This window comes from Streptomyces sp. NPDC032745 (genome assembly GCF_055579465.1).
Genome location: NZ_JBVING010000005.1, coordinates 143,335 through 156,320 on the forward strand (window position 1 = coordinate 143,335; position 12,986 = coordinate 156,320).

A 12,986-nucleotide genomic window follows, 5' to 3' on the forward strand; every position below is an offset into this window, starting at 1 on the left:
CGGGGGCGGGAGACGGGTGGCTGGAGCCGCCGGTACGACCTGACAACCAAACAGGTCCGCGTTGACAGTGGAATTCGCCGTGCCGTTCATTCGGTGCATGGACATCACCACCGCCGCCGTGCGCTCCACCACCCGCGTCGTCCGCCCCTTCCACACCTTCGAGGGCGAGGGCTTCCCGGTCCGCCGCCCGTTCCCGCAGCCGGAACTGCCGCTCCTCGACCCCTTCCTGATGGTCGACCAGGTCGGCCCGCACGTGCTCGGCCCGGGCGAGGCCAAGGGCGCGCCGCCGCACCCGCACCGCGGCTTCGAGACGATCCAGTACGTCATCGAAGGCGCGATGGAGGACATCGACTCCGAGGGGCACAAGCGGGTCATGAACCCCGGCGAGGTGCAGTGGCTCACCGCCGGGTCGGGGCTCGTCCACCTCGCCCGCCCCACCCCCGAACTGCTCGCCGAGGGCGGCCCGCAGCACCTGCTCCAGATCTGGGTGAACCTGCCGGCCCGGCTCAAGGCGACGCCCCCGCGGGTCCAGTACGGCTCCGCCCCCGGTGACATCCCCACGGTCGTGACCGAGGACGGCGGTGCCGAGCTCACCGTGATCACGGGCACCACGCACGGAGTGAGCGGTCCGTTCGAGACCCACACCCCGGTGCTCGTCGTTCACGCCCGCCTCAGGGCCGGCGGCCGCGCCGAGTTCACCGTCCCGGCCGGGCACAACGCCATGCTGTACGTGCTGTCCGGCACCGCCGCGACCCCCGACGCCCAGCTTCCCGACGGCCACCTCGCGATCCTCGGCCGGGACGCGGAGCGCTTCACGGTCGAGGCGCCCGGCGATGCGGCCGAGGTGCTGGTCCTGGCCGGCGAGCCGATCGGTGAGCCCGTGGCCCGCAGCGGCCCGTTCGTCATGAACACCGCCGCCGAGATCCGCCAGGCGCAGCTGGACTACCAGCGCGGCCTGATGGGGCACATCGACATCTGAGTCCGAGACGGGACGGGGCCACCCCATTCGGGGCGGCCCCGTCCTGCCGGGTCAGCGGCTCACGGCTGCCGGCACTGGCCGGAGCGCGGGCCCTCCACCGTGTTGTTGCTCTGCTGCGGGGCCGGGACGTTGGCGTCGCAGTGCAGCGGGCCGACGAGCGTGTTGGCCGAGAGCTCGACGCCTCCGGTGTTGGCGTTCAGGCTCACCGGGCCCCGGACCGTGTTGCCCGCGCAGCCCGCGGTGGCGTCGTCCGAGCCGATCAGCACGGAGCCGGTGGTCCGGCCGACGGTGACCGGGCCGGTGAGCTCGGACCCGCAGAACGCCACGGCCAGGGCGCCGTCGGCGGAGACGGGGCCGGTGATCTCGGCGTCCGTCACGGCCAGCGCCCCGCCGGAGCGGACCGTGACCGGACCGCTCTGGCTGCCGCCGGGCGCGATGCAGAGCGACTCGCCGGTGGCCACGGTCAGCGGGCCGCGGTGGGCCGTCGTGATGCACGGCCGGCTGAAGCCGACCGTGACGTTCGTGGCTCCCGCCGTGGCGCTCGCTGCGTTCGCCGGGTCACCACTGTAGGTGGCGGTGAACGCATGGGCGCCGGGGCGCAGCGCGCTGGTCCTGAACTCGGCCCGGCCGCCCGTCAGCGGCACCGTCGCCAGCTGCTTCGTCCCTTCGGAGAAGGTGACCGTCCCGCCCGGGGTTCCCGCGGCGGGGTTCGCCGGGTCGACGGCCGCGGTGAGCGTGACCGCATGCCCGAACAACGGGGTGTTCGTGTCCGCGGTGAGCGAGAGCGTCGTCCCGTATCGAAAGGACACCACCGCCTTGCCGTTGCCGCGGTTCACGCCCTGGAGGAGGGAGACGTCGGTCGCGGACGGCGCCGCGAAGCTGCTGCCCCCGCCGCCGCCGGCGCCGTAGAGGTTGCCGATGTTGCCGCCGCCGGAGCCGCCCGAGCCGGCGAAGTAGCCGCCGCCCCCGCCGCCGCCGCCGTTGCCGCCCTGCCCGCCGTTGCCGCCGGGGCCGCCGCTTCCGGGGTTGGGCTGCCCGGTGTTGGGGTCTATGTCGCCGCCGGCGACTCCCGGGCCGCCCTGGGCGGAGTTCGGGTTGCGGGCGCCGTGGGCCGTCTGGGTGCCGCCGCGGCCGGCGGCACCGGAGCCGGCCGGGCCGCCGCCCTCGCCGCCGTCCTGCGCTTCGGGGCCGCCGCCGTTGCCGCCGTGCAGCAGCGGGCCGCCGTTGCCCGCGCCTCCGCCACCGCCCGCGACCAGGATCCGGTCGGTGGGGCCGAAGGAGCCGGCCCGTACGTCGGAACCGCCGCCGCCGGAGCCGCCGCCGCCGTGCGCGCCGCCGCCGCCGGCTCCGTGGCCGGTGCCGCCGGGCCGGGCGTACTCGCCGTGCCGGGAGGTGCCGGAGCTGCCGAGCGAGCCGACGGTGATCTGGAGGCTCTGCCCGGCGCTCACGGCCAGGGTCGCGCGGGTCTCGCCGCCGAGTCCGCCCGGGGCTCCGGTGTTCGGCGGGTTCGGGGAGACGAAGCCGGCCGCGCTGCCGCCCTCGGCGCCGGACAGCTCGACCCTGATCTCGCCGACCCCGTCCGGCACCGTGAAGGTGTCCGTCCCGGCGGTGGCGTACGTACAGGTGGGCGGCGAGGCGGTGAAGACCCCGCCGGAGCCGCAGGGCGAGGACGCAGCCGCCGGGTCTGCGGCGGCGAAGGGTACGAGTACGGCGGCGAGCAGGCCGGTCGCGCTGAGCACGATCGCCGTCTTCGATGTGGATATGCGCGTACGAGGTGTGGCGCGCGGGGTGGAGCCTGGGGTCAAACGGCGGTTCATGGGAAGTGACGCTGCCTCTCCGGGCCCGCTGAGGGGTGACCGAGGTGGGATGGGGTGACCGGCGGGCGGGCAGGGTGCATGCCGTGCCCGCCCGCCGATCGGGGTCGATGCCGTATCGGACGCCGTACCGGACGCGCCGTATCGGACGCCGTACCGGACGCCGTGTCAGGCGATCTGTCAGACGCCGTCGTTGGCGCAGAGGGCCCAGACGTCGGAGTACGTGCTCGGCGAGCTGCCGCCCCCGGTGTGGGTGAACGCCGTCCAGTACGAGGCGGTGGTGGTCCCGTCACCGACGGGGGTGCCGCCGGAGTCGCTGGGGTAGCTGCCGTTGAGGTGGTCGCCGACGGAGCCCGGGCCCGTGAAGTTGGTGGTCGTCACACTGCCGCCGCTGATGGCGGCGCCCCCGCTGACCAGCTTTCCGTCGTTCTGGCCGCAGCCGACCGTCAGGGTCTGGCCGGTGGTCGCCGAGGTCGGGCCGCTCGCCTCGCTGAAGCGGACCTTCACGGTGGTGCCGCTGATGTCGATGTTGTTGCCGCTGCAGATGGCGTAGGCGTACGTCGTGTTGCTGCTGTCGCCTCCGCCGCCGTTCCAGCCGACCGCGGCCCAGGAGTCGGGGTTGGTCTGACCGTCGGCCGCGGCCTTCTGGCCGAAGGCGTGTCCGGAGTCGTTGAAGGTGGGGTAGCTGGCGATCGGCTTGAGGCTGCCGACGCTGGCCGGGGTGATCCGGGCGCCGCCGCCGATCAGGCGCGTGTTGGCCGGACAGGTCGCGACGACCAGGCCCACCGTTCCGCTGGTGGTGGGTCCGGCGATCTTGTTCATGACCACCTGGGTGTGGTTGATCAGGTTGCTCGTGAAGCACATCGCGTACAGGGTGCTGGAGAACGAGGCGTTGACCGCTCCGCCGCTGCCGCCGATGCCGAGCCAGTGGGTCACGTCGGTGCCGACGACCCCGGTCGTGCCCAGGTACTCGGTGCTGCCGTCGGGGCTCGGCGAGGTGCCGTTGACCTTGTTGCCGTTCGACGAGGTTCCGGTGCCGATGGCCTGGTTGATCCCGCCTCCGGAGATGAGGCCGCTGCTGCAGTCCGCGTGGGTGGAGATCTCGGCGAAGGTCGCCGCGGGTCCGGCAGTGGCCCCGGGGGTCTTCACGGTGACGCTGACGGTGTTCGCATATGCGGTGCCGGGTACGGCCAGGGCGAGTACGGCACCCATGACCAGCGCCTTGCCTGCGGCGTGACGCCGCAGAAGTCCCGTTTTCACTTGTGTTCTCCCCATCTGATAGGCGATGAAGGCGGCATGGCTCGGTGTCCGGCGGCTGAGAACCGGACTTCTACGACGTGCTGATCGCCACGACGGATGCGCCCCGGGGTGACGGGGGCGCCGACGTCGTCGGTGCGGAAGTGCCACGGCATCACAACGGCTGCCTGCTTCGCGGATGTAGGCCGCTCAGGGGCAGGTCACGGGTGCGGACCGGCCATATCGCCACCCTCGTCTCGGAGTCGCGCATGCGGACTCTAACAGGGTCCGAGCCCGGCATCTACCTAGGTGTTTCACTGAATGAACTAGCAGATGCGGAACCGTGAAATTCTCTGCGCGCCGGATGCGGCGGGATGGTCGGGGCGGTCTCCGATGTGACTTTCCGGTAGCCCCGGGGCCGTGGGGCGGCGGTCCGCGCAAGGCGGGCGGCTCCCGCAGGTCACGGCGGCCGGCCCGGGCCGGCGGCCACCAAGCGGAACGCCCTGCGCAGCGGACGGGCCGGGCCGGAACGGCACCCTCCGTCTGCGGTGTCCGACGACCCGCACCACGGGGGTGCAGCGGCGCACGGGGCAGCGCGCTCGTCGCCGTTCACTCCGGCGCATGCGCCCCCGCCTGCCCGCGGAAATCCCGGTGCGCCGGCCGGTCCCCCGTGCCTACGCTGCCGGGATGAGCACCCGCACCTTCCGGATCACCGTCCGCGGCTCCTTCGACGCCCTCACCGCCGACCAGCACGCCGAGCTGCTCGCCGCCGCACCGGAGCACGAGGTCCTGCACGCGGCCTACACCCCCGAGGGCCACCTCGCGTACGACCTGGCCTTCGGCCCGTTCTTCACCTTCCGCTTCCTCGATTCGGGCGAGGCCGAGGAGGACATCCTCGACGCGACGGCCCGTGCCGAGCTGGCGGCCGAGAGCTGGCTCGGCGAGCGCGGCTACGGCTTCAAGCGCCTCACCTCCCGGGCCCAGGACCTCTCGCTGGCCCCGCTGAGCAAGCGCCAGCGCCAGGCGGCCGCCCGCGGCAACGCCTGAACCGTCAGGGGATGTTCTTCTCCAGTGCGCCGACGTAGCGGGCGATGGAGTGGTCCTTCACCCCGTCGCTCGCGGGGGCGAACAGATCGGCGGTCATCCCCTTGGCCCGGTCGCCCAGCGCCTGCAGCATCGGCATCGCCTCCCGCAGCCTGCCGTCCGCATCGATGTGGCGCAGGGCGTCGACGTGGTGGAAGACCGGCTCCGGCGGGAGCTGCGGCACGATGTCGTTGTTGTTGACGAAGCGGTACATGCGCTTGCTGAACGCGGTGTTGTACGCCTTGGCCAGCATCCGGTCGCAGGTGCGGGGCTGGCCGTACGTGTAGACGCCGTCGGCGCGCAGCCTCGGGTCCTCGAGGTGGAGGCGGGCTCCGGTGAGCATGGCCAGTGCGCCGCCGAGGCTGTGGCCGCAGAGGAAGACGGTCTGTCCGCGGTCCCGGAACTCGGTGATCCCCTTCGCGACCTCGGGGAAGACGGACTGCAGGGCCTGGGCGAAGCCGTAGTGGACGTACCCCGTCCCGGCCGGGCCGGGCCACGGCGGGGTGGTGGCGTCGGAGAGCCAGTCCTTCAGCTGCGCGGGTTCGGTGCCACGGAACGCGACGACGATCATGTGGTCGCCGGCCATCGTGAAGGCCTGGGTGTCCTCCAGCGGGAAGGGCGGGGTGAACCGGGTGTGGTGGTGCCGTACCTGGCCGAAGCCCCACGCGCGCGCCTCGGCCTCGATCCGGGCCTCGTCCTGGTAGGCCAGCGCGGCCGCCCGCGCCATCCAGTACGCGAGCTGCGGGCTGTAGTCGCGGGCTTGGTGATCGAACGTCTTCGGAGCCGGCACCGTTCTCCCCTTCGCGCAGCGGCCGACGGCCCTGCGCCGATCAGCCGGGACTCCGTCGTACCGCGTGCATCCCCGCCCGGCCTCGTGACGCGCGCGGGGTTCACCCGTACGGCGGTCCCGGGCTTCGCCCCGGAGGCGTCCGACCCGCCCGAGACACCACTGCGGCCTGCGACAATCGTGTTTTCTACACGATCGCGGGGGACGGCAGCACATGTGCGGGGTGGGGAACGGGCAGCGGTTCAGGCGCGCGGCAGGAGCCGTCATCGGCGCCGCCGCTCTGCTGGCGGGCACGGCCGGATGCGGCGGCCCCGCAACCGAGGAGGCCGCGGCCGGTGCGCCGACCGGCAGCGCCGTCGCGAGCCCGGGCGGTACGCCGGGACCGGGCGTGGAGCGGCTCAAGGAACTCGCCGTCGCGGAGGGCGAGAAGTTCGGCCCGTACGAGGTCACCGATCCGCTGCTCGACGAGCCGATGAGCGAGCTCTACGAGGCACGGCCGGCGGCCTGCCAGCCGCTGACCAGTCTCGGCAAGGCGGGCCACACGGCCCAGGCCTACGCCAAGGCGAGCGTCCCGGGGCAGTTCCAGGCGGTGGGCACCGAGATCCTGCTGCGCTCGTACCGGGACGCCGGCGCCGCGGCCGCCGCCGTGAAGTCGCTGGCGGACGCGGGCGGCCGGTGCGCCGGCGGCTATACGGAGGACCGTGCGCTCGCCGAGGCGAAGGTGCTCAAGGTGGAGCCGGTCCAGGCTCCGGCGCTGGGCGACGAGGCACGCGCGTACCGCATCGTGACGCAGGACGTGAAGGACCCGGGCATCTCGCTGTACAAGTACCTCACGCTGGTCCGCTCCGGGTCGGTCACGCTCGCGTTCCGGTCCGACGTCATCGACACCAAGGACTTCGGCGGAGTGCCGCAGGAGATCGTCGCCGGGCAGTGGGCGAAGTTCGCGAAGGGAACTGCCGCTTCGGCTTCTTAGCCGATGACCGCCACGCATACGAGGGGACGGCGTCCGCAAGCGGCGCCGTCCCCTCGAAGGACCGGGTCAGACGGTTTCGGCCGGCTCCGGCTGCGACTCCTTCTCCGCCGTCTTCGCGGCGGCGGGCGTGCTCACCTCGACGGTGCGCGGGCCGTGCGCTCCGCGCAGGCCGATCCAGCTGATGACCGCGACCAGGGCGAAGGCGACGGCCCCGATCCAGAAGGTGAGGGTGAACCCGGACTCGGCGGGCAGGGCCGGGACGCCGGCGGGCAGGTGCTCGATGGTCTTCGACGCCAGGATCGTGGTGACGATGGCGCTGCCGATCGCGCTGCCGGTGGAACGGGAGATCGAGTTGATGCCGTTGGCGATGCCGCTCTGGTGGTGCGGGACGCTCGCCATGATGACGGCGGGCATGGCCGCGTAGCCGAAGCTGACGGCCGCGCCGACGACGAGGCCTGCGCCGATCACCGAGAAGCTGTGCTGGTGGTCGAGCGCGAGCCAGCCGAAGCCCACGGCGCCGAGTGCGGCGGCCAGGCCGAGGGCCACGCGCGGGCCGCGGTGGCGGACCAGCTGGCCGCCGACGGGCGAGGCGAGCAGCGAGACGATCGCGCCGGGCAGCAGGAACTGCACGGAGGCGCGCAGGATCGACGCGTCGAACCCGTAGCCGGTGAGCTTCTCCGGCATCTGGACGAGGTAGGAGACGCCCAGGAAGTTCGCGAACATGCCGAAGCCGACGAGGATGCCGGCGAGGTTCGCCATGAGCACCGGGCGGTGGACGAACATCCGCATGTCCACGAGCGGCTCGCTGACCTTGAGCTCCGTGAAGACCCAGACGGCGGTCATGACGGCGGCGCCGGCGAAGCTGCCCAGCGTGCGGCCGGAGGTCCAGCCCCACTCGTGGCCCTGCGAGATGGGCAGCAGGAGCAGCAGGAGGGTGATGCCCAGGGTCAGCGCGCCGAGGAAGTCGGTGCGGCCGCCGGTCTTGTGCCGGGTCGCGGGGACCAGGAAGGCGACGGCGAGCAGGGCGAGGGTCGCGAAGCCGGTCGCCATCCAGAAGGCGTTGCGGTAGTCGGCGTCGGAGCCGGACGTGAGCAGGCCGGTGGCGACGAGCGCCAGGCCGCTGCCGAAGGCGAGGGTGCCGCTGACCAGGGCCATCGCGCCGGGGAGCTTCTGCGGGCGGACTTCCTCGCGCAGCACCGAGAGGGCGAGCGGGAAGATCGCGGTGGCGGCGCCCTGGAGGACACGGCCCAGGATCAGCAGCGGGAGCGAGGTCGCGATGGCGGCGATGACGGAGCCGACGACCATGACGCCGAGCACGGCCACCAGCGTGGGCTTCTTGCCGTGCTGGTCGCCGAAGCGGCCGAGCAGCGGGGTGAAGACGGCGGCGGACAGCAGCGTGGCGGTGGTCACCCAGCTCACGTTGGCGGTCGAGGTGCCCAGGTCGGTTCGGATGAGGCCCAGGATCGGGACCGGCAGGGTCTGCATCATCGACACGACCATGGCGGCAAGGCTCAGGGCGAAGACGATGACCGTCTCGTTCCTGGTCTTGGCCTCGGCGGGGATGGGGGCGGCGGTGCTCATGTCTGGCAGGACCTTCTTAGTGCTTCAGATCGCAGATGTTTGATGTCGTCAAGTAACTCCGTAGACGGTAAACGTCGATAGTTAAGGAGGTCAAGTAAACAATTGACAATGTCAACCACCCGAGTACGCTCGACGGCATGAGCGCCACCACCCCCCACGCCCCCACCAAGCTCCAGCTCCTGGAACTGCTCGCCGCCATCGGAACCGCCCAGTGGCGCGATTTCGCGGCCGCGGCGGCCCACTACGGCCTGACCTCCACGCAGGCCCGCGTCCTCGCCCAGCTCGACGGCCCGCTGCCGATGCGAGGCCTCGCCACCCTTCTGGTCTGTGACGCATCGAACGTCACCGGGATCGTGGACCGGCTGGAGGCCCGCGAGCTGGTGCGCCGCGAGCCCGACCCCGCCGACCGCCGCGTCAAGAACGTCGTGGCGACGGACGCGGGCCGCGAGATCATCCGGCGCGTCCGCGAGGAGATGCAGGCCACGCGCGGCGCGCTCGACACCCTCGACGCGACCGAGAGCGCGACGCTCTACGCCCTGCTGGAACGCCTGCGCCCGACCATGGAGAAGGACGCCTGAGACAGGCGCCCAGCGCGCGGGCACGCCCTGCGGGCGTCAGACCTCGCGCAGTGTCGCGGCCGCGCGCTCGGGGGTGACGTCGTTGATGAACTGGCCCATCCCCGACTCGGTCCCGGCCAGGTACTTGAGCTTGTCGGCGGCCCGCCGGGTGGTGAACAGCTCCAGGTGGAGTGCGTACAGGTCCCGGCCGGTGCGTACGGGGGCCTGGTGCCAGGCCGAGATGTACGGGGCCGGCGTGGGGAAGAGCCGGTCGAAACGGCCCAGCAGATCCAGGTGGAGGCCGGCGAGCTCGGCCTGCTCTGCCTCGGTCAGGGCGGGCAGGTCGGGGACGCGCCGGTGCGGGTAGAGGTGTACCTCGTACGGCCAGCGCGCGGCCTCGGGTACGAACGCGCTCCAGTGCTCCCCCACGACCACCACTCGACGGCCGTCGGCCAGCGCCTCGTCGCGGACCTCGTCGAACAGGTTGCGCCCGGTCGCCGCGTGGTGGCGGGAGACGGTGTCCAGCATGCGCCGGGTGCGCGGGGTGAGGACGGGCAGTGCGTAGACCTGGCCGTGCGGGTGGGCGAGCGTGACGCCGATCTCGGGGCCCCGGTTCTCGAAGCAGTAGACCTGTTCCACACCGGGGAGTCCGGCGAGCTCGGCGGTGCGGTCGGCCAGGGCCGCGAGGACCGTACGGACCTGCGCCGGCCCGAGGTCGGCGTACGAGGCCTCGTGGCCGGGGCTGAAGCAGACGACCTCGCAGCGGCCGCCGCCCGGTCCGGACAGGGCGGGGAAACGGTTCTCGAAGACGGCGACCTGGTAATCGGGAGCCGGTATCTCGGTGGGCCGGCCCGGGGCCGACGGACAGAGCGGGCACTGGTCCGCGGGCGGCAGGTGGATACGGCCCTGGCGGTGTGAGGCGATCACCACCCACTCGTCGAGGAGCCGGTCGTGGCGCCGCTCGGAGAGCGTTGCAGTGGGGGGCAGGCCGCGGGCGTCGGCGTGGTCGCGTACGCGTCCCCCGGCAGCAGTCCCGGCAGCGGCCTCGGCGTCGTAGTAGATCAGCTCGCGCCCGTCGGACAGGGTCGTACGGGTCTTCCTCACCATGGGCGCTCCTGCGCGGGACCGGCGGCCAGCAGCACTTCGCCGACCCGCTCGGTGACCGCCGCGGCCTCCTCCGGTGGAAGGGAGTCGGTGACCAGTACGTCGACCTCCTCCAGGGCCGCGAAGGTGGTGAGCCCCACGGTCGACCACTTGGTGTGGTCGGCCAGCAGCGCAGTGCGCCGCGAGGAGCGGAGGAAGGCCCGGTTGGTCTCCGCCTCGGCGAGGTTGGGCGTGGTCAGCCCGGTGTCGGTGCCCAGTCCGTGGCAGCCGAGGAAGAGCAGGTCGACGTGCAGGGACCGGATGGCCTGGTCGGCGATGGGCCCGACGAGGGCGTCCGACGGGGTGCGGATTCCGCCGGTGAGGATCACGGTGGCGGTGCTCCCGGCGCTTCCGGTCCGGCGGGCGGCCTCGAAGACCTCGGCCGTGCGGACCGAGTTGGTGACCACCGTCAGGTCGGCGACCTCGGTGAGCTCCCGGGCCAGCGCGTGGGTCGTGGTCCCGGCGGACAGGGCGATGGCCGAACCCGGTGCCACGAGGGCGGCCGCCGCCTTGGCGATCGCGTGCTTCGCCGCCGTCTCCCATTCCGACTTGGCCTCGAACCCGGGCTCGTGGCTGCTGGCCTCGTCGCCGAGCACCGCGCCGCCGTGCACCTTGCGCAGCAGGCCCTCGCGGTCGAGGACGTCCAGGTCGCGGCGGATGGTCATGTCGGAGACGTTCAGGGAGCGGGTCAGCTCGTTCACGCGCACCCCGCCGCGCCGGCGGACCTCGTCGAGGATGAGGGCACGGCGCTGATGGGCCAGCAGACTGCCGGGATCGGCCATGCGGCGGTTCCTCTCCTGGGGCACTGGGGCACTGGGGCACTGGGGCACTGGGGTACCCGCGTCCCCGGTCGACAGAAGCATCCTGACGGATCCAACAGAAGTCAACAGACTCAGACAAAGGCGCAGTTGGGGCCCATCGGCCGCTGATACTGCGGCGGATCGGCACAGTCCGCCGTCTTGACATGTCCCTGCAGCGGCAGTGTGATGTGGGCCTTCCCGTTGGAGTCCGTTCGTTCCTGAGGACTTCTGCGGGACCGACGCACCGTCAGGGCGCATTTCCGCACACGCTCTCCCGGTTTCCCCGGGCCCCACTCCCTCCCAGGAGCCGTCTGTGCACACGTTACGAAGCGCCGTCGCCCGCCGCCTGACCGCAGCGCTCGCGGCCCTGCCCTTACTGGTCCCGGCGGCGGGGGCCGCCGCGCTGGCCGGTACCGCCGTGGTCGCGGGCGCCTCCCCCGCCGCCGCCGTCCCCGACGGCCAGGCGCTGACCCCGCCCATGGGCTTCAACAACTGGAACTCCACCCACTGCAGGGCCGAGTTCAACGAGGCGATGGTCAAGGGCATCGCCGACCTCTTCGTCGCCAAGGGCCTCAAGGCCGCCGGCTACCAGTACGTCAACCTCGACGACTGCTGGGCCCTGCCGAACCGCGACGCCTCGGGCAACCTGGTGGCCGACCCCGTCCGCTTCCCCGGCGGGATCAAGGCCCTGGCGGACTACGTGCACGCCAAGGGCCTGAAGTTCGGCATCTACACCAGCGCCGGCACCAAGACCTGCGACACCGCGGGCTTCCCCGGCGGTCTCGGCCACGAGCAGCAGGACGCCGACCTCTTCGCCTCCTTCGGGGTCGACTACCTCAAGTACGACAACTGCAACAACTGGGGCGTGGACGCGAGGAAGCGGTACACGGACATGGCGGGCGCCCTGAAGAGGACCGGCCGTCCCATCGTCTTCTCGGTCTGCGAGTGGGGCCAGAACCAGCCGTGGACCTGGGCGTCGAGCGTCGGCCATCTGTGGCGCACCACCGGGGACATCGGCGACAGCTGGTCCTCGATGATCTCCATCGCGCACCAGAACCAGCCGCTCGCGCCGTACGCGGGCCCCGGCCAGTGGAACGACCCGGACATGCTGGAGGTCGGCAACGGCGGGATGACCGCCACCGAGTACCGCACCCACTTCACCCTCTGGTCGATGATGTCGGCGCCGCTGCTGATCGGCAGCGACCTGCGCAAGGCGACGGCCGAGACCTTCGACATCCTCTCCAACCCGGATGTCATCGCCCTGGACCAGGACGCCCTCGGCAAGCAGGGCACGGTGGTCTCCAGCTCGGGCGGCCTGGTGGTGATGGCCAAGGAGCTGGCGAACGGCGACCGGGCGCTCTCCCTGACCAACGAGACCGGTTCCACCGCCACGATCTCCGCCGGGACGGACGCCCTCGGCATCGGCAACCGCGCCCCCTACGCCCTCAAGGAGCTGTGGACGAAGGCCAACTCGACCAACACCAGCGGCACCATCAGCGCATCGGTCGCCCCGCACGCCACCGTCGTCTACCGGATCACCCCGGGACCGGCGCCGCTTCCTCCGGCCGGCACCTCCCACCTGTCGGACCTCCCCTGGACAGGCGTGAGCAGCGGCTGGGGCCCGGCGGAGAAGGACCGGAGCAACGGGGAGCAGGCTGCCGGGGACGGCAGGACGCTGACCCTGGGCGGCGCCACGTACGCCAAGGGCCTGGGCGTCCACGCGGCCAGCACCCTGACCTACCACCTCGGGGGCAGGTGCACCGCCCTGACGGTGGACGTCGGTGTCGACGACGAGAGTTGGCGCACCGGCGCGGTCGCCTTCCAGATCTACCGCGACACCACGAAGGTCGCCGACAGCGGGGTTGTCACCACGGCGGACGCGGCCCGCAAGCTCACTGCCGACCTGACCGGCGGCCAGACGCTGAGGCTCGTCGTCACCGACGGCGGCAACGGCATCGACTACGACCACGCGGACTGGGCGGCGCCCCGACTCACCTGCAACTGACCTGCCGGCCCGCCGACTTGGCGATTGA

General features: G+C 72.3%; 11 protein-coding genes. 5 read left to right on the forward strand and 6 right to left on the reverse strand.

Translation table 11 applies throughout. The annotated features are described in order from the left end of the window. Positions 1 to 97 precede the first annotated feature (97 nt). On the forward strand, positions 98 to 979 hold the full coding sequence (locus ACZ5WG_RS14725; RefSeq protein WP_468723220.1) for a pirin family protein: 882 nt from the start codon (positions 98 to 100) through the stop codon (positions 977 to 979). 59 nt (positions 980 to 1,038) lie between these two features. On the opposite strand, the gene ACZ5WG_RS14730 is transcribed toward ACZ5WG_RS14725, so the two are convergent. Then, positions 1,039 to 2,796, reverse strand: a complete 1,758-nt coding sequence (locus ACZ5WG_RS14730) for an Ig-like domain-containing protein (RefSeq protein WP_468723222.1) — start codon at positions 2,794 to 2,796, stop codon at positions 1,039 to 1,041. A 177-nt stretch (positions 2,797 to 2,973) separates the two neighbouring features. After that, positions 2,974 to 4,053, reverse strand: coding sequence for a hypothetical protein (locus ACZ5WG_RS14735; RefSeq protein WP_468723223.1), 1,080 nt, complete (start codon positions 4,051 to 4,053; stop codon positions 2,974 to 2,976). Positions 4,054 to 4,716: 663 nt separating this feature from the next. Between ACZ5WG_RS14735 and ACZ5WG_RS14740 the strand changes: the two genes are divergently transcribed. Next, entirely contained in the window at positions 4,717 to 5,076 is a 360-nt protein-coding gene (locus ACZ5WG_RS14740) for a DUF6204 family protein (RefSeq protein WP_468723224.1), read from the forward strand. Positions 5,077 to 5,080: 4 nt separating this feature from the next. Here ACZ5WG_RS14740 and ACZ5WG_RS14745 read toward each other — a convergent pair whose 3' ends face one another. Further along, positions 5,081 to 5,902, reverse strand: a complete 822-nt coding sequence (locus ACZ5WG_RS14745; protein ID WP_468723226.1) for a lipase family protein — start codon at positions 5,900 to 5,902, stop codon at positions 5,081 to 5,083. 211 nt (positions 5,903 to 6,113) lie between these two features. Between ACZ5WG_RS14745 and ACZ5WG_RS14750 the strand changes: the two genes are divergently transcribed. Continuing rightward, a complete protein-coding gene (locus ACZ5WG_RS14750; protein ID WP_468723227.1) occupies positions 6,114 to 6,872 on the forward strand; it encodes a hypothetical protein in 759 nt (252 codons plus the stop codon). A 66-nt stretch (positions 6,873 to 6,938) separates the two neighbouring features. Here the strand turns inward: ACZ5WG_RS14750 and ACZ5WG_RS14755 are convergent, their stop codons facing one another. After that, positions 6,939 to 8,453 carry an MFS transporter gene (locus ACZ5WG_RS14755; RefSeq protein WP_468723229.1) on the reverse strand — a complete coding sequence of 505 codons (1,515 nt, stop codon included), beginning with the start codon at positions 8,451 to 8,453 and terminating at the stop codon, positions 6,939 to 6,941. Between the two features lie 137 nt (positions 8,454 to 8,590). On the opposite strand from ACZ5WG_RS14755, the gene ACZ5WG_RS14760 reads away from it, so the two are divergent. After that, positions 8,591 to 9,031 carry a MarR family winged helix-turn-helix transcriptional regulator gene (locus ACZ5WG_RS14760; protein WP_468723230.1) on the forward strand — a complete coding sequence of 147 codons (441 nt, stop codon included), beginning with the start codon at positions 8,591 to 8,593 and terminating at the stop codon, positions 9,029 to 9,031. Positions 9,032 to 9,067: 36 nt separating this feature from the next. Here the strand turns inward: ACZ5WG_RS14760 and galT are convergent, their stop codons facing one another. Both galT and ACZ5WG_RS14770 read right to left on the reverse strand, forming a co-directional pair. Then, positions 9,068 to 10,114, reverse strand: a complete 1,047-nt coding sequence (gene galT / locus ACZ5WG_RS14765) for a galactose-1-phosphate uridylyltransferase (RefSeq protein ID WP_468723903.1) — start codon at positions 10,112 to 10,114, stop codon at positions 9,068 to 9,070. Continuing rightward, complete coding sequence (locus ACZ5WG_RS14770; RefSeq protein ID WP_468723231.1) at positions 10,111 to 10,935, reverse strand: DeoR/GlpR family DNA-binding transcription regulator; 825 nt, start codon at positions 10,933 to 10,935, stop codon at positions 10,111 to 10,113. Before ACZ5WG_RS14770 ends, galT begins: the two co-directional genes overlap by 4 nt. Positions 10,936 to 11,431: 496 nt before the next feature. On the opposite strand from ACZ5WG_RS14770, the gene ACZ5WG_RS14775 reads away from it, so the two are divergent. Continuing rightward, a complete protein-coding gene (locus ACZ5WG_RS14775) occupies positions 11,432 to 12,958 on the forward strand; it encodes an NPCBM/NEW2 domain-containing protein (protein ID WP_468723905.1) in 1,527 nt (508 codons plus the stop codon). Positions 12,959 to 12,986 lie beyond the last annotated feature (28 nt).

Excerpts from the sequence above, each read along its gene's own strand:
- ACZ5WG_RS14725 (WP_468723220.1), top strand. The coding sequence starts at position 98 with ATGGACATCACCACCGCCGCCGTGCGCTCCACCACCCGCGTCGTCCGC.
- ACZ5WG_RS14730 (WP_468723222.1), bottom strand. The coding sequence starts at position 2,796 with ATGAACCGCCGTTTGACCCCAGGCTCCACCCCGCGCGCCACACCTCGT.
- ACZ5WG_RS14740 (WP_468723224.1), top strand. The coding sequence starts at position 4,717 with ATGAGCACCCGCACCTTCCGGATCACCGTCCGCGGCTCCTTCGACGCC.
- ACZ5WG_RS14750 (WP_468723227.1), top strand. The coding sequence starts at position 6,114 with ATGTGCGGGGTGGGGAACGGGCAGCGGTTCAGGCGCGCGGCAGGAGCC.
- ACZ5WG_RS14755 (WP_468723229.1), bottom strand. The coding sequence starts at position 8,453 with ATGAGCACCGCCGCCCCCATCCCCGCCGAGGCCAAGACCAGGAACGAG.
- ACZ5WG_RS14760 (WP_468723230.1), top strand. The coding sequence starts at position 8,591 with ATGAGCGCCACCACCCCCCACGCCCCCACCAAGCTCCAGCTCCTGGAA.
- ACZ5WG_RS14770 (WP_468723231.1), bottom strand. The coding sequence starts at position 10,935 with ATGGCCGATCCCGGCAGTCTGCTGGCCCATCAGCGCCGTGCCCTCATC.
- ACZ5WG_RS14775 (WP_468723905.1), top strand. The coding sequence starts at position 11,432 with ATGGGCTTCAACAACTGGAACTCCACCCACTGCAGGGCCGAGTTCAAC.